At 64.8% G+C, this 18,316-nt stretch carries 15 protein-coding genes; 8 read left to right on the forward strand and 7 right to left on the reverse strand.

Going from position 1 to position 18,316, the window contains the following annotated elements; all coding sequences use genetic code 11:
- Positions 1 to 5 precede the first annotated feature (5 nt).
- The 3 genes from E8M79_RS08895 (at position 6) to E8M79_RS08905 (ending at position 2,702) form a co-directional block, all read left to right on the forward strand.
- The gene (locus E8M79_RS08895) at positions 6 to 938 is read left to right on the forward strand and encodes a sugar ABC transporter permease (protein ID WP_137151566.1); all 933 of its coding nucleotides are present in this window, start codon (positions 6 to 8) and stop codon (positions 936 to 938) included.
- On the forward strand, positions 935 to 1,753 hold the full coding sequence (locus E8M79_RS08900) for a carbohydrate ABC transporter permease (protein WP_137151567.1): 819 nt from the start codon (positions 935 to 937) through the stop codon (positions 1,751 to 1,753). Before E8M79_RS08895 ends, E8M79_RS08900 begins: the two co-directional genes overlap by 4 nt.
- Before the next feature lie 133 nt (positions 1,754 to 1,886).
- The gene (locus E8M79_RS08905; RefSeq protein WP_137151568.1) at positions 1,887 to 2,702 is read left to right on the forward strand and encodes an inositol monophosphatase; all 816 of its coding nucleotides are present in this window, start codon (positions 1,887 to 1,889) and stop codon (positions 2,700 to 2,702) included.
- 15 nt (positions 2,703 to 2,717) lie between these two features.
- Here the strand turns inward: E8M79_RS08905 and E8M79_RS08910 are convergent, their stop codons facing one another.
- The 6 genes from E8M79_RS08910 to E8M79_RS08935 all read right to left on the reverse strand — a co-directional run bounded on the left by E8M79_RS08910 (position 2,718) and on the right by E8M79_RS08935 (position 8,900).
- Entirely contained in the window at positions 2,718 to 3,551 is an 834-nt protein-coding gene (locus E8M79_RS08910; protein WP_137151569.1) for a glycerophosphodiester phosphodiesterase family protein, read from the reverse strand.
- Between the two features lie 52 nt (positions 3,552 to 3,603).
- The gene (locus E8M79_RS08915; RefSeq protein WP_137151570.1) at positions 3,604 to 4,683 is read right to left on the reverse strand and encodes an ABC transporter ATP-binding protein; all 1,080 of its coding nucleotides are present in this window, start codon (positions 4,681 to 4,683) and stop codon (positions 3,604 to 3,606) included.
- Between the two features lie 6 nt (positions 4,684 to 4,689).
- A complete protein-coding gene (locus E8M79_RS08920) occupies positions 4,690 to 5,514 on the reverse strand; it encodes an ABC transporter permease subunit (protein WP_137151571.1) in 825 nt (274 codons plus the stop codon).
- A 2-nt stretch (positions 5,515 to 5,516) separates the two neighbouring features.
- Positions 5,517 to 6,383, reverse strand: a complete 867-nt coding sequence (locus E8M79_RS08925) for an ABC transporter permease subunit (RefSeq protein WP_137151572.1) — start codon at positions 6,381 to 6,383, stop codon at positions 5,517 to 5,519.
- A 2-nt stretch (positions 6,384 to 6,385) separates the two neighbouring features.
- Positions 6,386 to 7,534, reverse strand: coding sequence for an extracellular solute-binding protein (locus E8M79_RS08930; RefSeq protein ID WP_137151573.1), 1,149 nt, complete (start codon positions 7,532 to 7,534; stop codon positions 6,386 to 6,388).
- Between the two features lie 469 nt (positions 7,535 to 8,003).
- Positions 8,004 to 8,900 (reverse strand): N-acetylmuramic acid 6-phosphate etherase, encoded by an 897-nt coding sequence (locus E8M79_RS08935; RefSeq protein WP_137151574.1) that lies wholly within the window; start codon positions 8,898 to 8,900, stop codon positions 8,004 to 8,006.
- Positions 8,901 to 9,160: 260 nt separating this feature from the next.
- On the opposite strand from E8M79_RS08935, the gene E8M79_RS08940 reads away from it, so the two are divergent.
- From E8M79_RS08940 to nagA, 3 genes are read left to right on the forward strand one after another with little or no spacing between them, the layout of a single operon-like run.
- Complete coding sequence (locus tag E8M79_RS08940; RefSeq protein ID WP_248304952.1) at positions 9,161 to 9,949, forward strand: GntR family transcriptional regulator; 789 nt, start codon at positions 9,161 to 9,163, stop codon at positions 9,947 to 9,949.
- A gap of 14 nt (positions 9,950 to 9,963) precedes the next feature.
- Positions 9,964 to 10,974 carry an SIS domain-containing protein gene (locus E8M79_RS08945; RefSeq protein WP_137153318.1) on the forward strand — a complete coding sequence of 337 codons (1,011 nt, stop codon included), beginning with the start codon at positions 9,964 to 9,966 and terminating at the stop codon, positions 10,972 to 10,974.
- The gene (gene nagA, locus E8M79_RS08950) at positions 10,971 to 12,131 is read left to right on the forward strand and encodes an N-acetylglucosamine-6-phosphate deacetylase (RefSeq protein WP_137151575.1); all 1,161 of its coding nucleotides are present in this window, start codon (positions 10,971 to 10,973) and stop codon (positions 12,129 to 12,131) included. Before E8M79_RS08945 ends, nagA begins: the two co-directional genes overlap by 4 nt.
- Here nagA and E8M79_RS08955 read toward each other — a convergent pair.
- Entirely contained in the window at positions 12,128 to 12,865 is a 738-nt protein-coding gene (locus tag E8M79_RS08955) for an SDR family oxidoreductase (RefSeq protein ID WP_137153319.1), read from the reverse strand. The genes nagA and E8M79_RS08955 overlap by 4 nt on opposite strands.
- A gap of 448 nt (positions 12,866 to 13,313) precedes the next feature.
- Between E8M79_RS08955 and E8M79_RS08960 the strand changes: the two genes are divergently transcribed.
- Together E8M79_RS08960 and E8M79_RS08965 are read left to right on the forward strand one after the other, a co-directional pair.
- The gene (locus tag E8M79_RS08960) at positions 13,314 to 14,687 is read left to right on the forward strand and encodes a hypothetical protein (RefSeq protein ID WP_137151576.1); all 1,374 of its coding nucleotides are present in this window, start codon (positions 13,314 to 13,316) and stop codon (positions 14,685 to 14,687) included.
- 306 nt (positions 14,688 to 14,993) lie between these two features.
- Positions 14,994 to 18,269: an OmpA family protein gene (locus tag E8M79_RS08965; protein WP_137151577.1), complete on the forward strand. Its 3,276-nt coding sequence runs from the start codon at positions 14,994 to 14,996 to the stop codon at positions 18,267 to 18,269.
- Positions 18,270 to 18,316 lie beyond the last annotated feature (47 nt).

Here is an 18,316-nt window from a genome sequence, read left to right on the forward strand (position 1 = left end):
ACCCGATGGCAACTCCCGCGCAAACGCAGCCGACGCCCAAGCGTTGGTCCCTGGGTCGACTGGGCCGTGTGGCCTGGCCATACCTGCTGCTGTTCCCGACGGTCGCCCTTCTGTTCATCTTCACCATCTATCCCCTCCTCCAGGGGATCCTGATGAGTTTCTTCACCCGTGGCATCGTCGTGGTGCCACAGGTGGAGAGCACCCATCCCGTCTTCATCGGGCTGGACAACTACACCCATCTGCTGGGCGACAAGAATTTCCAGGTCGCCCTGCTCAAGACCATCGGCTTTGTGGTCGTCGCCGTGCCGCTGCAACTGGCCGTGTCGCTGGCGCTGGCCGTGCTGCTGGCACCGCAATCGCGCGTCAACGCCTTTGTGCGCACCATCGTCTTTTTCCCGTCCATGATCTCCATGCTGATCGTGGGCGTCATCTGGGCCTGGCTGTTCGGGCGCAACAGCGGCCTGATCAATTATGTGCTGAGCCTGTTCGGCATCGACGCCGTGCCGTGGCTGGAAGATGAGCTGCTGGCGCAGATCGCCGTGGTCATCGTCTGGGTCTGGGGCGGCGCGGGCTTCAACATGATGGTGCTCATCGCCGGCCTCACCGCCATTCCCAACGACCTCTATGAGGCCGCCGCCATCGACAACACCAGCAAGTGGCGACAGTTCACGCGCATCACCGTGCCGCTGCTGCAGCCCTCCATCGTGGTGGTCGTGGTTCTCGGCATCATCGAGGCGTTCAAGGTCTATGAACTGGTGGTCTCGCTCACCACCGGCGGCCCTGGCCGCGCCACGGTTTACCTCATCCAGAACATCTACGAGACGGCCTTCCGCACCGTTAACCAGGCCGGCGCCGCTGCCGCCCAGTCGGTCGTGCTCTTCGTCATCCTGATGGTTCTCACCATTCTGCAGCTGCGGTTCGCAAGGAAGCGGTCATGACCCAAACCCAGTCCCCCTGGCGCTATGTCGGCATCGCTGTCGTCCTGCTGCTGTTCGCGCTGCCGCCCATCTGGCTGTTCCTGTCGTCGCTGAAGTCGCAGTCCGAAATCTTCCAGTGGCCGCCCTCGCTGTGGCCGCAGGCGCCGACGCTGCAGAGCTATTACGACACCTTCAGCCGCGCCAATTTCCTGCTCTACTTCCAGAACTCGGCCATCGTGGCCGTGCTCTCGGCCGTGCTGGCCGTCACCATCAGCGTGATGGCCGGCTATGCCCTGGCCAAGTTCCGCTTCAAGGGCGATACGGTCTTCTTCCTGCTCATCATGTCCGCCCTGATGGTGCCGCTGCAGATCGTGCTCATCCCGGTGTTCCTGGTGCTGCGCGACCTCGGCCTGCTCAACACGCTGGCGGGCCTGATCATTGCGCCGGCCGCCACGCCCAGCGGCGTGTTCCTTATGCGCCAGTATATCCTGACCATTCCGGACAGCCTGCTCGAGGCCGCCCGCATCGACAAGACGCCCGAGTGGCGCATCCTGCTGCGCATCATCGTCCCGCTGGCCCTGCCGGCCATCGGCACGCTGCTGGCCTTCAACCTGGTCTATCGCTGGAACGACTATCTCTGGCCCTTCCTGATCATCACCGAGCAGGAGAAATGGACCGTTCAGCTGGCCCTGGCCAATAGCGTTGGCCGTTTCGGCATCGATTGGCCGCGCCTGTTGTCCATCTCGGTCCTGTCCGTCCTGCCCATGCTGGTGATGTTCATCGCCCTGCAGAAGACCTTGATGAACGGCCTGATGGCCGGCGCCGCCAAGGAATGATCCCACAGGCGGCGGACGCGCGGTTCTCCCCCGCAAATCCGCCGCCTGTCACATGCCTGTAACAGGGTGCATGGTGTAAGCGGCCCATCAATACGACCTGCCGCATCAGCCGGGTCGCCCTCCCGGAGCCAGCATGAACTACCAATCCGTCCTCGATGACATGATCGCCGTTGCCCGCCAGGCCGGCGCTCTGACCCAGAGCTATTTCGCCCGCTTTCGTGATCTGGAAATCGGCATCAAGGGCCCGGCCGATTTCGTCTCCGAGGCGGACAAGGAGAGCGAGCTGCTCATCCGCAAGTTCCTCTTCGAGCGCTACCCCGATTTCAGCTTCACCGGCGAGGAATTCGCCCCGGTCGACAATGACAACGAGCATCGTTGGCTGGTCGACCCGATCGATGGCACCACCAATTTCATCAATGGCATGCACTACACCATTTCGCTGGCCCTGCGCCGCGGCAATGAGACGGTCTGTGGCGTGCTGTACAATCCCCCGGCCGACGAGATGTTCACCGCCGTGGCCGGGCAGGGCGCCTTCCTCAATGGCGAAAAGCTCAAGGTCAGCGAGCAGGCCGATCCCGGCATGTTCAACATCGGCACCGGCATGGCCACGCCCGGCATGCACACCTATCCTGGCTTCTACCAGCGCCTCGACGCCATTCGCGCGCCGATCAGCTCGGTCCGCGTGGTCGGCAGCGCTGCCAATAGCTGCGCCTATGTCGCCATGGGGCGCCTGACGGGTTATTTCGAGGAAACCGGTTTTGTCGACACCGCAGCGGGCATCCTGTTCGTGCAGGAAGCCGGTGGCGTGGTGACCGATTGGTGGGGGCGCGGCCCCGAGGTCTATGAGCGCACCGGCACGCTGATCGTGGCCAACAAGGCCACGCACGCCTATCTGCTCGAGCAGCTCAAGGATGTGCCGAAGAAAGATCCAGAGACCGGCGGGCACTAAAGCCCGCCGCCTGCGTCACCCCATGAGGGCCACGAGGCCCTCTGGGTCGTCGGTGGTGATCTGATCGACCTTGAGCGCCAGCAGCTTCTCCACCGCCGGCTTGGTGGCGGCGCTGGCCTCGCGGATGGTCCAGGCGTCGATGCGCTTGCCATGGGCATGGAAGGCCCCGACCATGTCAAAACCTGCATCGGCGGCCAGCGTCACGATCTCCCAATACAGGTAAATCATGTCCGTGCCGGGCAGGGCGGCGACGGCGTCGTCGACAAAGCCCTGCAGCGTCCCATTGGCCATGGCCGCCTTGAACCGGACTTCGTCGCTCGGGTCAAAGCCGCTGCGCATGCCCGGAACCGCGCCTGTCAGCAGGCGCACCGCCTGGGCCGAGCCCGACGAGGCAATCATTGTTCCGGCCACCGGCGCCGTGGCCCGCGCGAACTTTTCCAGCACGGCCGGCGTCAGCACCGTCTCGTCTTGCTTGTAGTCGAGCTGCAGCAGCGCATCGGGATGCACGCTGCCCTGGGTCATGATCGCGCACAGATCTTCCAGCAGCATCACCCGGTCGGCAATCGGCGCGCCGTCATTGCCGCGCAGATGCAGCGCGCGGATATCGGCGTCGCTGGCCGCCGCCACCGGGCCGCTGCCGGTGGTCTCGCGGTCCAGCGTCATGTCATGCAGCACGGCCATGCCGCCGTCAGCGGTCAGCACCAGGTCGACCTCGACGCTGGCGCCCAGCCGCATGGCCTCCACGATGCGCGCGCCGGTGAACACCGGGTCGCTCGCCTTGCGCCGCCCGCGATGCCATTTGAGCCAGCTGCGGTGTCCGTCACGGGCGATGAAAAGCGGGTCGGTCATGGCAATAGTCCTGCAAGAGGGGGAGGGGCCGGCCCGGCGGGCCGGCCAAAGCTCAGGCGTCGACCAGCTGCCGAAGCGCGGCCGTGTCCTTGCCCAGCGCCACGCGATGGATCAGCACATTGTCGCGATAGGCGGCAATGGCCTTGGGCGCCAGCGACACACCCTGGCCGGCGGCAAACAGGTCCGGATGGGACACCATGGCCTTGATGCGCGTGCCATCGAGCAGCACCAGATCGACCAGGCCATGCGTGCCATAGTCGGTGACGCGATGCACCTGGCCCTGGGCATTTTCGCCCGCCACGGTCAGCTCCAGCGCCTCAGGGCGGATGGCCAGGGTCGCCGGGCCATCGGCCACCGGCACCGGGGTCGAGTAGCCAGCCTTGGAGAACACGCCGTTCTGCACCACGCCTTCGATCAGGTTCATCGTGCCGATAAAGCCGGCGACGAACGGCGTCTGCGGCTCGCGATAGACAATGTCGGGCCGATCGATCTGCTCGGTCTTGCCGTCGCGCATCACCACGATGCGGTCGGCCATCGACAGGGCTTCGTCCTGGCCATGCGTCACGAACAGGGTGGTGATCTTGAGCCGCTGCTGGATGTCACGCACTTCTTCGCGAAGTCTTTCGCGCAAGTGCTGGTCCAGACTCGCAAAAGGCTCGTCGAGCAGCAGGATTTTCGGTTCCAGCACCAGCGAACGCGCCAGCGCCACGCGCTGCTGCTGCCCGCCCGACAGCTGGGTGACCGCCCGCGTGCCATAGCCGCCCAGGCCGACCAACTCGAGCACGGCCTCGACCTTTTCGCGGATCTGGGCCTTGGGCATGCGGCGCAGCTTGAGCCCGAACGCCAGATTGTTGAACACATTCATATGCGTCCACAGTGCATGGCTCTGGAACACCATGCCGGTCGGGCGCTCTTCGGGCGGCAGATGCACCACCTCTTCGCCATCGATGCGGATCGAGCCCTGGCTGGGTATTTCAAAGCCGCCCACCATGCGCAGCAGCGTGGATTTGCCCGAGCCCGAGGGGCCGAGCAGGCAGACCAGTTCGCCATCGGCGACATCGAGCGAGAAATCATCGACCGCCAGGGTCGTCGAGAACAGCTTGGAGACGTTTGAGATCGACAGATTGGACATAAGACATCAGGCTCCAAAGCCGCGGGCAAAGCTGCCCGAATTGACGACGCGGCGCGTGAAGACGAGCGCGATCAGGGAGGGGACCCACAGCAGCACCGACAGCACGGCTGCATATTGGATCACCGGCTGGTTGTTGATGAAGCTGATCATCAACACGGGCATGGTGCGGATCTGCGGGGCGCCGATCAGCCAGGCGCCCTCGGTTTCATAGAACGTGCCCACGAACGACAGCAGCACCGCCGCACCAATGGTCGGCGCCGCCTGGGGCAGGGTGATCGACCAGAACACCCGCAGCGGCTTGGCGCCGGCATCGCGCGCCGCCTCTTCCATGCGCCGGTCGACGGCCTGGAAGGCGGCCACGGGGATCCAGATCATGAACAGCAGCGTGCCCACCAGCTGGATCAGCACCACGCCCCAGAAGGTCGCGATCAGGTTGAGCTGGAGGAAAATGGCGGCAATTGCCACCAACAGGCCAAACTTGGGAAAGGCCTGGCCGGCCAGGAACGAGAAGAACAGCAGCGTGCGCGCCGGGAACTCCATGCGCGCAAAGGCATAGGCCGCCGGCAGGCAGATCAGCGCCGACAGGCCCGTCACCACCGCCGACAGCGACAGCGACATGGTCAGCGCACTCCACACATCCGAGCGCGCCAGCGTCATCTGCCAGAACTTGAAGCCGAATTCCTGCGGCAGCACCGAGGGAAAGCGCCAGACATTGGACACCGACCAGATCACCACGACCAGCATGGGGACCACGATCACCACGGTCAGGATAAAGGCAAAGCCAATGCCGACCCAGTCCGTGCGGGGCTTGGCAAGTACAAGATCAGCCATGGTCAGCTCTCCCGGTTGCGGGCAACGGCCCGGACATAGAACAGGCCAAAGGCAATGCAGAACAGCATGGTCACGGTCGCCTGCGTCAGCGCCATTTCAGGGTTGCGCAGGTCGCGGAAGGTGCGCTGCATGAACGGTCCCATCATTTCGGGCGAAGCCGGACCCAGCACATAGGGCAGGGTGAACGAGGCAAACAGGCCCAGCATGGTGAAGCTCACCACCACGGCCACCGAGGTCCACATGCGCGGCAGGATGATGTGCCAGAACAGCGCCAGCGGCTTGGCACCGACGTCGCGCGCAGCTTCAACAGCCTGGTTCGATACCGCACCGAGCCCGGACACCAGGATCAGCACGGTCAGCGGAATATTGTCCCAGACCAGGCCAATTACCGGCCCCCAGGGTGTCAGATAGGGCGAGCGGATCTTGGGCAGGCCCACGGCATTGAGCAGCAGGTCGACAGTGCCATTGGGTCCCAGCACGCGGATGAACGCGAAGGCCAGGATGATCGAGGGCACGAACATGGGAAACATCGCCATGGTCTGCACATAGGTGGCCAGCCGCCCCTGCGCGAAGCGCAGATAGAGCGCCAGCGGAATGCAGATCGCCAGCAACAGGCCCAGCGTGACCAGACAGGTCCACAGCGTAATGCCCAGATTGGCAAGGCTGTAGGGATCGGAAAAAAAGGTGACAAAATTGGCGAAGGAGACGGGCCGTGAGCCATCAGCCTGTTCGGGCGTCAGCGCCCGGGCCAGGCCCGACAGAATTGGCCAGATGGTCATCCACGCAAACAGCAGTACAGGCACAGCAACAAGCAGGAGGCCGGTTAGCCCCCTGCTCGACTGGACCCCGGATACGGGTCTAGCGGTCATAATCAGCTGTTGCGATCGACGTTGGGAGCAACGCTGCGGTACCAGCCGTCGCTGATGGCCGCGCCCCAGTCACCGCCCGGGAAGGTCGGGATGGTGGAGGGAACGATGTCCTTGTACTTGTTGCGCAGGTCTTCAGCGACATTGTCCCACGACACGCCGGGGAAGCCGCCCAGTTCGACAATGATCGCGCTCTGGATTTCTTCGGTCAGCACGAAGTCGGCCAGCTTGATGGCTGCGTCCTTGTTGGCGCCATTGGCCAGCACCACGCCGCGCGAGAAACCGCCCGAGAAGGCGAGATCGGTCAGCTGGACAAGGCCAGTGGTCTCCGGCAGCACGCCGGTGGAGATGCCCTGCAGGGCCTGATCGGACCAGGCCGGGATCATCGTCACGGCCGACTGGCCGAGCAGCTGCACCGACTGGGTGTTGCCCGAGGTATAGGCGCCGTTGTCGAACAGCGAGGGAGCGATGTCGTTGAGGATTTCCCAGGCCGGAGCCAGGGTCTTCTCGGCATACTCAGGGGTGAAGTTGTCGAGCGTGAACAGGCTCGGGTCACGGCCATTGGCTTCATGGATGGCGCGACGCACGAAATTGCCGCCCGAACCGCCCTTGTCGGGACGGTTGTAGATGAACTGGCCGGGGTTGGCCTTGATCCAGGTGACCAGGTCAGCCCAGGTCTTGGGAACGTCGGCTGCGGGCAGCTTGGTGGTGTCATAGGCCAGCAGCACCTGGCTGCCGCGATAGGGAACGGCGAAGTCGGTCTCGACGGCCAGCGGATTGACCTTGGACCAGTTCGACAGGCTGTCCTTGAGGTTCACATAGAGGCCGGCTTCCATGGCGCCCTTGGGGCTCATCGGGTCGGCGGTCTCGAAGTAGTCGGCCTGCGGATCGGTCTTGGTCTGCAGGGCAGCCAGCGCGCGATCGGCAATGGCGTCCTGGCCAGCGCCGTCGCCGGCGTCGATCAGGTTGATGCTCAGGCCCGGGTTGGCGGCCTCGAACTTGGGAGCGACCACATTGGTCCAGAAGTCCAGAATGTTGGTGTCCGAGGAGGTGTACCAGTCAATCTTGCCTTCAGCGGCAAAAGACATGCGCGGCAGCAGGACCATGCCGGCGGCCACACCACCAGCGGAAATCAGAAAAGCGCGACGTTTCATTCAGTATCTCCCTGAATCTGTTCACGGAACAGATGTTCTAAAGAGCAGGATTTCCTGCTCCTGGGTTTCATCGATTCTCCGTCAACCGCATCCGAACATCAGCAAAACGCCAGCCCTCTCGACACTCAATGAGCGAGCCTGCGGCGCGGATTGCGGCGACTGCGCGGTACAAATCACAGCTCTGCGACAGTTGTGTAACAGCGCTGAGTCGCGGGGATGACGGTCGTCAGGCCGCGCCGAAATCCGCAGGCGTGTTCCGAAAACATGCGAATTATGAAATACTTAGTGCTGCCAATGGGTAACGGAGCTGTTGCGACTTGGTTAGCGCGGAGCCTGCCGGGCTGGCCGCCATTGCGGCCCAGGCCGCGTGCATGGCAGCCTTGCCGCCCGACGTCGAGCCAGCGTCACGGCGCCCTGCGGACGTCGGCAGCCGCGCATCGTCACAATGAAATGAAAATTCTATCTTGGGCTAACCGCCCAGCGCCTGTAGGGCGACGCGCAGGCGTCCGCCGGCATGCTCCAGCAGCTGCGCGGCCGTCGCGGCGTCACTTGCGCCTCGCGCCAGCAGAACCGCGATCTTGACCGAGCCATCCGCCAGGCCCAGCCAGCGCTCCGCGTCGACGTCGCTCACCCCGGCCACAGCCATCACGATACGCCGGGCCCGCCCGCGCAGCTTGAGATTATCGGCCACCAGATTGACCATATAGCCGTCATGCACATGTCCCAGATGGATCGCCACCAGGGTGGACAGCATGTTGAGCGTGATCTTCTGTGCCGTGCCGGCACCCATGCGGGTCGATCCGGCGATCACCTCTGGTGGCGTCGGCAGGCAGATGCCCACATCCACCAGGGCAAACAGCGGCACATTGGGGTTGTTGGCAATGCCAATGGTCTTTGCGCCGGCGGCCCGGCCCGCTTCCACCGCCGCCAGCGGGTAGGGCGTCGAGCCGCTGGCCGTCAGCGCGATCACGCAGTCCTTGGGGCCCACAGCCACCTCGGCCAGTTCCCGTCGCGCTGCCTCTGCGTCATCTTCCGGCCCGCCCGGCAGGCCCGGCAATTGGCCGAGGCCGCCGGCCAGCAGCACCACGATGCGGTCCCGCCCGATGCCATAGGTGCCCGGCAGTTCCGCGCCATCGGCCAGCGCCATCAGCCCCGAGCTGCCCGCTGCCGCATAGATCAGCCGGCCACCCGATTGCAGTGCCTTGGCCGCCAGTTCGGCAGCAGCGGCAATCTCCGGTACCGCCGATTGCACGGCCCGCGCTGCATCGGCCTGAGCCGTGGCCAGCGCCTCTAGAATCGCTTGCGGTGTCTGCATGTCCAGGCCGGCGGCGCTGGGATGTCTCATCTCGGTCTGCGCTGCAGTCATGCCTGTCTCCGCTCATGGCGATAATGCCAAAAAAATACCACTTGTCCAGAATGCCCCCTGCATGACGACCATTCCATCCCCGTTCTGCGCCACTTAATGCAGCCGGTTCAATGGGCTGCGACGAATTCCACAGGGGCTTGGTTTTGCGCTTGGTGAATGGTATTTTATTGGTATTATGTTGCGCGGGACAGCGCTTGCCCGATCCCCGGGGATCGATGATATGCAGGTCACCATGATCGTTTGTTACAAGAGGGAAATGAGTGACTGAGCTGTCCAACAGTTTCTTTTCCGCCGGTCCAGTCGTCTTGCCCCAGGGCGGCCCGCTCTACTTGCAACTAAAACGCTGGATCGAGGACGCCATCCACCGCGGCGATATTGGCGCCGGTGATGCGCTCCCCTCCGAACGCGATCTGGCCGCCAAGGTCGATGTCTCTCGCGTCACCGTGCGCAAGGCCGTGCTGCAGCTGGTGCAGGATGGCATTCTGGTGCAGCGCCATGGCTCGGGCACTTTCGTTGCCCCCCAGACTCAGCGCGTCGAACAGTCCCTGTCCCAGCTGACCTCTTTTACAGAAGACATGGCCCGCCGCGGCATGGCTGTGCGCGCCGAATGGCTCGATCGCGGCATCTATCTGCCCTCGCCGGAGGAAACCGTGATCCTGGGCCTGTCGGCTGGCGACCATGTGGCGCGTATCTCGCGCCTGCGCCTCACCGGCGACATGCCGCTGGCCATCGAGCGTGCGTCGCTGTCGGCCCAGGTTCTGCCCGATCCCCTTGCTATCGAGGATTCGCTCTATCGCCACCTCGACAAATCCGGCAATCGCCCGACCCGCGCCATCCAGCGCATTAGGGCGGCCAATCTCGATGCGGCCGACGCGCAACTGCTGCAGGTGGCGGTCGGCTCGGCCGGGCTCAATATCGAGCGCACCTCCTATCTCGCGTCTGGGCGCGTGATCGAATTCACCCGCTCCATCTATCGGGGCGACACCTATGACTTCGTCGCCGAGCTTCGGCTGGGCGACTCCCCAACGACCGGAAGTAGCAAGACGTGACCGACCAGACCCATATGCGCCGCGAAATCAACCAGATCCCCGGCGTCATCGCCACTTTTCTGGATAAGAGCGGCCCGGTGCTCGACGCCGCCGGTGCTGCCCTGCGGGAGCGCGATCCGCTGGTGGTCGCCACCGTCGCCCGCGGCTCGTCAGATCACGCCTGCGCCTATCTTAAATATGCCACCGAGCTGACACTGGGCCTGCCCGTGGCCTCCATCGGTCCCTCGATTGCCTCCATCTATGGCAAGGACGTCAAGCTGGCCCGTGGCGCGGCCATCGCCGTGTCGCAGTCCGGCAAGTCGCCCGATATCGTCGGCATGGCCCAGTCGGCCCGCCGCTCGGGTGCCCTCTCGATCGCCATCACCAACACCGCCGGCTCGCCGCTGGCCGAGGCCTCGGACTTCACCATCGATCTGCATGCCGGCACCGAGCAGAGCGTTGCCGCCACCAAGACCTTTGTCGCCTCCGTCGTGGCGGGCCTCGCGCTCATCGCCCGCTGGAGCGGCGACAAGGCCCTTCTGGCCGCCGTCAATGATCTGCCCGAGGCGCTCGAGCGCGCCGTGCATTGCGACTGGTCCGAGATGATCGGCGCTCTCGACGGCCACAATGCGCTTTATGTCCTCGGTCGTGGCCCCGGCTTTGCCATCGCCAACGAAGCCGCGCTCAAGTTCAAGGAAACCTGCAATATCCAGGCCGAGTCCTACAGCGCCGCCGAAGTGATGCACGGCCCGGTGGCCATCGTGACCCGCGGCTATCCCGTGCTGGGCCTTGCTGCCCGCGACGCTGCCGAGGCTTCGGTGGCCGATATGACGCACAAGCTGGCCGGGCAGGGGGCGCTGAGCTTCCTCACCAGCAGCCTGCCGGGCGCCGCCCGCGCGCTGCCCTTCGCCGCCACCGGCCATTCGATCACCGATCCGCTGGCTCTGATCGTCTCCTTCTATGGCCTCGTCGAAGCGCTCTCGCGCCATCGCGGCTTCAATCCCGATCTGCCGCCGGCCCTCAAGAAGGTCACCGAAACGGTATGAGCGATCTGCAGGCCATCAGCGGGGCGCGCATTTTCGACGGCCAGGCCTGGCACGACGATGCGGCCCTCCTCACCGAGTTCGGCCATGTCTCGGGCATTGTCCATGCCGCAGGCGTGCCGGCCCATGCCACGCGCATCGCGCTCGATGGTGGCCTGCTGGTCCCCGGCTTTGTTGACCTCCAGGTCAATGGCGGCGGCGGTGTGCTGTTCAACAATGATCCGACCCTTTCGGGGCTGCGCAGCATCTGCGCGGCCCATGCCCAGTTCGGCACCACCGCGCTGCTGCCCACGCTGATCACCGACACCGTGCCGGTCAATATTGCTGCCATCGCGGCCGGCAAGGCCGCCGCCGAGGCCGCCGTACCCGGCTTTATTGGCCTCCATCTCGAAGGGCCGCACCTGTCCCAGGCGCGCAAGGGCACTCATCACCCCGCGCTCATCCGCCCTATGGAGGCCGACGATTGTGCCCGGCTAATCGCGGCGCGCGCCGATTTGCCCAATCTGCTGGTTACCGTCGCCGCCGAAACCGTTGATCCCGCCATGATCGCCGCCCTGCGCGCCGCTGGCATCGTGGTCAGCATCGGCCATTCCGACGCCAGCTTTGATGTCACCACAACCGCCTTTGAGGCCGGCGCCACCATGGCGACGCATCTGTTCAATGCCATGAGCCAATTGGGCAATCGCGAGCCTGGCGTCGTCGGCGCTGTGCTGGCCGCCCCCGATGTCTATGCCGGCCTGATTGCCGATGGCATTCATGTCCATCCCGCCGTGATCCGCATGGCTCTGCGCGCCAAGGCGGGCGCGGGGCGCATTTTCCTGGTCACCGATGCCATGTCCCAGACCGGAACCGACCTCACCAGCTTCACCCTCAATGGCCGCACCATCACCCGTGCCGATGGCGCCCTGCGCCTGGCCGACGGCACGCTGGCCGGCGCAGATCTCGACATGATCAACGCCGTCGAGTTCATGCACAGCACCATTGGGCTCGCGCTCGATGAGGCCCTGCGCATGGCAGCGCTCTATCCGGCCCAGGCGATGGGCGTTGCCGATCTGCACGGCCATCTGCAGCCCGGCGCACTGGCCAGCTTCGTCCACCTCGATTCCAGGCGCCGCGTCAGCGCCACCTGGATCAGCGGCCGTCAGGTCTTCAGCGCCTAGCCACGCCCGATGTAGGGCATATTCGTCGCCATCACGGTCATGAATTGGACATTCGCGCTCAGCGGCAGCTCGGCCATATAGACGAGAGCGTCCACCACATGGCGCACGTCAAAGGTCGGCTCTGGCACCACGCTGCCATTGGCCTGCAGCGAGCCGCTGTTCATCTGGCTGGTCATGTCGGTTGCGGCATTGCCGATATCGATCTGTCCGCAGGCAATGCCATAGGGGCGGCCATCGAGCGAGATCGCCTTGGTCAGCCCGGTGATGGCATGCTTGGAGGTGGTGTAGGACGCCGCCTGCGGCCGCGGCACATGCGCCGAGATCGAGCCATTGTTGATGATGCGTCCACCCTGGGGGCTCTGGTCACGCATGATGCGGAAGGCCTCGCGCGCCACATAGAAGGCGCCGTTGAGATTGGTGTCGATCATTTCGCGCCACACATCGACCGCCAGATCCCCCACCGACGCCGCCGGCGCAAAGCGGCCGGCATTGTTGAACACCACATCCACCCGGCCAAAGCGCGCCATCACGCTTTCAAAGAACGCCGCGACCGATTCAGGCTGCGTCACGTCGCAGGCGGCGCCGTAGCCGCCGGTCTTAGCGGTCACCGCATCGAGCGCATCCTGCCGCCGTCCGCAAATGGCCACCTGATAGCCCGCTGCCGCCAGGCCCAGGGCGGCCGCCTTACCAATGCCCGAACCGCCGCCTGTCACCACTGCAACCTTGGTATGCATCACTTTTCACTCCTCTATCGGGTTCAGTTGCATCACGCCGGCCGCCACAGTTCCATCCCAAAATCTGCACAATCCCCCGTGCCTCGGAAGCGAGGCGTCCGCGCAGCCGGGGCGGGCGACGCGATGGACTCTGTCGCTGAACTGGTCCCAAAAAGCCCGGAAATCGGGGAAATTTAACGGCTTGTTCAGTCGGGTTAACAAGAGGTTTCAATCTGTGTGCTGAATCTGCAACATACGCATGGCAACCATATTGCGGCCCCGACAAAACGGCTTTTGCGCGATTGCGTCCTTTTCTCCCATGCGTAGAGTGGGTCTTGCGAATCCATGCATGGGATCGTTTGTCGGTCGCAACGCGACGGCAACACACTGCACCACGAATAGTGTGGTCGCGTTACGACAAACCGCCGCTCTGCCGGCACCAAGAATGACTGACTTTGGAGGTCAACTAATGAAACTCAAGAGCCTTATCCTCGGTTCTGTTGCTGCTGCCGGTCTCTCGACTTCGGGCTTCGCTGCCGATCTCGGCGTCCTCACCTCGATGGACCTCTGCAACGACCTGGGCCTGTCCGGCCTGACCATCTCGTCTGCCGACAACTGCCTGCAGATCTCGGGTTCCGTTTCCTATGAAATGAACTTCGGCAACTTCAACGGCAAGACCGTCATCTCCAGCCTGCCCCTGGGCAATGCTGGCGTTGTTGTCATCAAGGACATCGACGCTCCCGACACAGTCGCCGGCGGCACCAACGAGTGGAACTCGAAGGTTGAGTCCTGGCTGAAGTTCGTTGGCACCGCTTCGAGCGACTTCGGTCCTGCTCGCGCTGTGATCAAGCTGAAGAACGAAAACAAGTCGGTCTTCGTGAATGGCATCCTGGGCGCTGCTGGCGACCAGAAGAACAACCTGTTCTTCATGGACGAAGCCTACGTGCAGGTTGGCGATGCGACCGTTCTTTCCGCTGGTAAGAAGGGCTCGATCTTCAACAAGGGCGACGACGAGCCCTTCAACTTCACTGGCCTGTTCGCCGCTTCCAAGGAAGACAAGGGCGTCATCGGTTCGGATGAATACTACAAGGCCTTCACCGCAACCGGCGGCCATGTGATCCAGCTCGAGTCCGATTTCGGCAACGGCATCGGTGGCAAGATCGGTCTGGAAAAGATCGACGCAGCCGGCACCCTGGTTGGCGTTCTGCAGTACTCGGGTGACACCGTCACCGCGCACATCAGCGCCGCTGCTGGTGGCATCCTCGACGGTATCGCTACCGCCGCTGACACCTATGCGATCCATGCCGGCTTCACCGGCACGTTCGACGCCTTCAAGATCCGCGGCGCTCTGGCTGCCGGTGGTTCGACCCTCGCTGGCGACCAGACCAGCTACCTGAACGGCCTCGTGTCGGCTCAGGGCACCTTCGACATGTTCACGATCGCAGCTTCGGCTGAAGTCCTGAGCAGCACCACTGCTGCTGGCGTCCGCTCGACCGGTTACGGTTTCGGCGGCTCCATCGGCGCCAAGGTGTCGGAAGGCGTGTCTGTCAACCTCGGCGGCCGTTACTTCGGTCAGGACGTTTCGGGTTCGGGCGCTGGCTACCAGGTCGCAGCTCAGCTCGTTGCTGCTCTCTCCGAGACCATCACGGTCACCGGCGAAGTTGGCGTGTACGGCAAGACCGAACGCACCATCGCAGTCGTGGCTCCCGCTCTGTCCGACGTCTACGGCAGCGCAACCCTGGCTTGGGCTCCTGGCGGTGGTTTCACCTCGTCGGTTGGCGCCACTGTCCAGCAGAACGGTGCCTACAAGGTCACCTTCAAGGCTGCCAAGGCCTTCCAGTAATCCTCGGATTACGACCCACTACGGAAAGGCCCGGCTCTCGCCGGGCCTTTCTGCTTTTACGGCTGGTCTTCCGGCCCGCTGTCTCCAGCGCTGCGCTCCATAGCGCCTGATCACGCCCAAAGCCGCAGCCAATCGGGCGCTCGGCGCGACACTGATTCTTGCGGCAACACCCCACCTATGGCCCTGCGCGCGGATCGCTCTCCAAAATGCGTTTGAGAACAGGCCGTTAGCGCGGCAAATTCCGTTCCATCGCCGCATGAAATGCTCTAGCTTTGCCGCAGTTGCGGACTTCTCACTGGATATTCAATGATCAGGGACCTTCTGAAGTGGGTCGTGCCTGGGCTGGCCACAGTCCTTGGTGGCACCACCATTTGTCTGGCCATGACCTCGTCCCGGATCGCCGACGATATCGCGTCCCAGTCCCGCGCGGTGCTGGATCGCGCCGGTGTCGATTGGGCCGAATTGTCCGTCGACATGCGCGACCTGTCCCTAGCCGGCACCACCACCGATCAGGCCCGCGTCGATTCCGCTGTCGCGCAGCTCTCCAGCCTGGCCGGTGTGCGCAGCGTCGCTACTGCGGTGACGCTGGCGCCGGTCCTGTCGCCCTATCATTTCGAAGCCAAGATCGTTGATGGCACCATCGCCGTGTCCGGCGGCGTGCCGGATGTGACCACGCGGGACCAATTGTTGGCCCATGCCGGTGTGGGGCAGGGCGATCTCGTCCTTAGTTCCGGCCAGCCCGACCGCCAGGCCTGGATGGCCGGCGCCGAATTTGCCATCGATCGCCTGCAGTATTTCGATCAGGGCCGCATCGAGGTCTCAGACCTCACCGTCAATATCGCCGGCCGCGCCAAATCCGTGCGCGACTATCGTGACCTGTTGATCGTCATGCGCGCCGGCGCCCCCGCCGGCACGGCGCTTGGCCAGGTCGATATCGAACCCGCCCTAGTTTCGCCCTATGAATGGAAGGCCGTTTCGGACGGCAAGACCATTGAAATCTCCGGCTATGTGCCCGACGATCAGCAGGCCGAACGCCTGCGCACCGCCGCTGCATCGGGTCTCAGCGTCTCCACCGGCCTCGCCCTCGGCTCCGGCGCGCCGGAGGGATTTGAATCGCTATCTCAGACGCTTATCGAGCAGCTTTCACGTCTTGAATATGGTTCTGCCAGCATTGTGGATGGCACCAGCACCCTGACCGGCGCCCCGCCCAGCGAGGCTGTGGCCCAGGCCGTGGTCGAAGCAGTCACGCCCGCCGGCTCCATCGTCACCCTCGAGCCGCCGCGCATCGCCGACTATTGGGTCTCCGCCACGCGCCAGCCCGGCGGCACCATTGTTTTTGACGGCTACGCCCCCGATGAGGCGACCCGCACCGCGCTGTCCACGCATGCTGGCGCTGATGTCAGCTTCCTCAAGCTTGGTCGCGGCGCCCCCGAGCGCTATCAGTCCGCTGTTGATTTCGGCCTCTCCGTGCTCGATCGCATGAGCGAGGGCCGCTTTGCGCTCAATGGCGACGTCATCACCCTGTCCGGCACGGCCAATACCGGCGCGGACTATCAGGCGCTTCTCGCCACCGTGGCCGAACAGGCGCCGCAGGGGTTGACCCTGACGGCGGGCGACATCCTGCCGCCGCGCGCCGCGAAGTATCAGTTCGCCGCCATCAAGCAGCCCTCGGGCGCCATCGCCCTGACCGGTCTTGTGCCCAATCCGCAGGCTCAGGCCACTTTGACCCAGGCTGCCGGGGCCGGCGCCAGTGCCACGACCACCTATGCCTCGGGCGAGCCGGCCAATTTCATGGCCACGGTGCAGACCGGGTTGGGCCTGCTGCAATGGCTCAGTCAGGGCCAGATCAGCTTTGATGGCTCGGGCTGGCTCTTCACGGGCACGCCCAAATCGGCCATTGACAAGGCCGCCGCCGAAGCCGATTTCGCCGCCCGCAAGCTGGCCGCGTCTGGCTGGTCTATGGCGCTGGCCGAGCCCGAGCCGGTGCTGGCCGTCGCCTCGCCCTATCTTTGGTCGGCGGCGCGCACGGCGGCCGGCATCAGCCTCACCGGCACAGTGCCCAGCCCCGCCATGCGCCAGGCGCTGCTGCGTCAGGCCGGTGCCGGCGCCAGCGATGGCCTCGCCGTCGCCACCGGCGAACCCGAAAATTTCGACGCCACCGCCCGCGCTGCTCTGACCGCGCTTCTCGCGCTCGACACCGGCAAGGCCGAATTCGACGGCACCACATGGTCGCTCAGCGGCAATGCCGCCTCCACCGAGGCGCGCGATGCCATGCTCGCGGCGCTCTCCAGGACCACCGACACCGCCGCCTGGACCATTGCCATTGAAGCGCCGGCGGCCCTGCCGGTCGCGCCCTATGTCTGGTCGGCCACCAAATCGTCCGATGGCGTCGTGACCCTGGCTGGTCTCGTGCCCGCCGATACGCTCAAGCGCTTCATCAGCGTGCGCGCCGGGGCAGGGGCCATCGACCAGACCGTGGTCGATCCCAAGGCGCCCGCCGGCTTTGCTGACGATGTCGTCGCAGGGCTCGATGCGCTCGCGCCGCTCAGCGAAGGCAAGGCCGCCTTTGATGGCACCCGTTGGTCCATCGAAGGCACGCTGCCCGCCGGCATCGAAGACGCCGCCGTCACCGCGCTGCTCGCCACCGCCCGCACGCCGGCCGCCGATTGGCAAGTGACTTTGGCCCATGCCGCCGCCGAAGCCGTGGCGCCCGAGCCCGCTGCAATCGAACCGGCCGCCGAAACACCAGCCGCCGTGGCGGAAACACCCGCAACCCCGCCGACGGAGCCGACGCCGCCTGCGGTCGACCCCGCCTATGCCTTCTCGGCCAGCCGTTCCGCCGATGGCGCCGTCATCCTCAGCGGTCAGCTGCCCGATGACGCCGCCCTTAAGCAATTGTCTGCGCTGTCCCAGGGCGATGCCGCCGCAGTCAGCCTCGCTGAAGGCGCGCCCGAGGGCTTCCTCGCCAGCGCAGAAATCGGCCTCAAGGCGCTGCAGCGCCTCAGCGCCGGCCAGCTCGACTTTGCCAACGGCGCCTGGCGCCTCAGCGGCACGGCGCCCGATCCGGTGACCAATGAGGCCATTGCGAGCGCCATCGCCGCCGATGCCACAGCCAGCTGGACGCTCGATATCGCCGTTCCGCCGCCCGCGGAAGAGCCCGCCGTTGCGGCCACCGAACCCGTGCCCGAAACGCCGGCATCGCCAGATCTGGCGGCCTGCGTCGGCATTCTGGCCGATTTCTCGGGCCGCAATGCCATCCTGTTCCAGTCCGGTGCGGCGCTGATCTCTGCCGAATCCGGCCTGGCGCTTGATGAACTGGCGCTCGATCTCAAGGGCTGCCCGCGCGCCCAGATCCATGTCGAAGGCCATACCGATGCCGATGGCGATCCGCAGCAAAACCTGGCGCTATCGGTCGCCCGCGCCGAGGCCGTGGTCGCCGCCCTGATCGAGCGCGGTGTTGATCCTGGCCTGCTCTACGCCGTCGGCTATGGCGCATCGCGCCCCATCGCCGACAATGACACGGCCGCCGGCAAACGCCTCAACCGCCGCATTGTGGTCACGGTGAGCAATGCCGCCCCGTGACCCCCATTTGCCGCTAGGACGCCGACCATGAGCTGGGCCGGCGTCGT

It is taken from the genome of Devosia sp. FKR38, from assembly GCF_005222805.1.
Lineage (GTDB): Bacteria > Pseudomonadota > Alphaproteobacteria > Rhizobiales > Devosiaceae > Devosia.

What these genes read in the sequence shown, in the direction of transcription:
- E8M79_RS08895 (WP_137151566.1), top strand. Translation starts at nt 6, where the DNA reads ATGGCAACTCCCGCGCAAACGCAGCCGACGCCCAAGCGTTGGTCCCTG.
- E8M79_RS08900 (WP_137151567.1), top strand. Translation starts at nt 935, where the DNA reads ATGACCCAAACCCAGTCCCCCTGGCGCTATGTCGGCATCGCTGTCGTC.
- E8M79_RS08905 (WP_137151568.1), top strand. Translation starts at nt 1,887, where the DNA reads ATGAACTACCAATCCGTCCTCGATGACATGATCGCCGTTGCCCGCCAG.
- E8M79_RS08910 (WP_137151569.1), bottom strand. Translation starts at nt 3,551, where the DNA reads ATGACCGACCCGCTTTTCATCGCCCGTGACGGACACCGCAGCTGGCTC.
- E8M79_RS08915 (WP_137151570.1), bottom strand. Translation starts at nt 4,683, where the DNA reads ATGTCCAATCTGTCGATCTCAAACGTCTCCAAGCTGTTCTCGACGACC.
- E8M79_RS08920 (WP_137151571.1), bottom strand. Translation starts at nt 5,514, where the DNA reads ATGGCTGATCTTGTACTTGCCAAGCCCCGCACGGACTGGGTCGGCATT.
- E8M79_RS08925 (WP_137151572.1), bottom strand. Translation starts at nt 6,383, where the DNA reads ATGACCGCTAGACCCGTATCCGGGGTCCAGTCGAGCAGGGGGCTAACC.
- E8M79_RS08930 (WP_137151573.1), bottom strand. Translation starts at nt 7,534, where the DNA reads ATGAAACGTCGCGCTTTTCTGATTTCCGCTGGTGGTGTGGCCGCCGGC.
- E8M79_RS08935 (WP_137151574.1), bottom strand. Translation starts at nt 8,900, where the DNA reads ATGACTGCAGCGCAGACCGAGATGAGACATCCCAGCGCCGCCGGCCTG.
- E8M79_RS08945 (WP_137153318.1), top strand. Translation starts at nt 9,964, where the DNA reads ATGCGCCGCGAAATCAACCAGATCCCCGGCGTCATCGCCACTTTTCTG.
- nagA (WP_137151575.1), top strand. Translation starts at nt 10,971, where the DNA reads ATGAGCGATCTGCAGGCCATCAGCGGGGCGCGCATTTTCGACGGCCAG.
- E8M79_RS08955 (WP_137153319.1), bottom strand. Translation starts at nt 12,865, where the DNA reads ATGCATACCAAGGTTGCAGTGGTGACAGGCGGCGGTTCGGGCATTGGT.
- E8M79_RS08960 (WP_137151576.1), top strand. Translation starts at nt 13,314, where the DNA reads ATGAAACTCAAGAGCCTTATCCTCGGTTCTGTTGCTGCTGCCGGTCTC.
- E8M79_RS08965 (WP_137151577.1), top strand. Translation starts at nt 14,994, where the DNA reads ATGATCAGGGACCTTCTGAAGTGGGTCGTGCCTGGGCTGGCCACAGTC.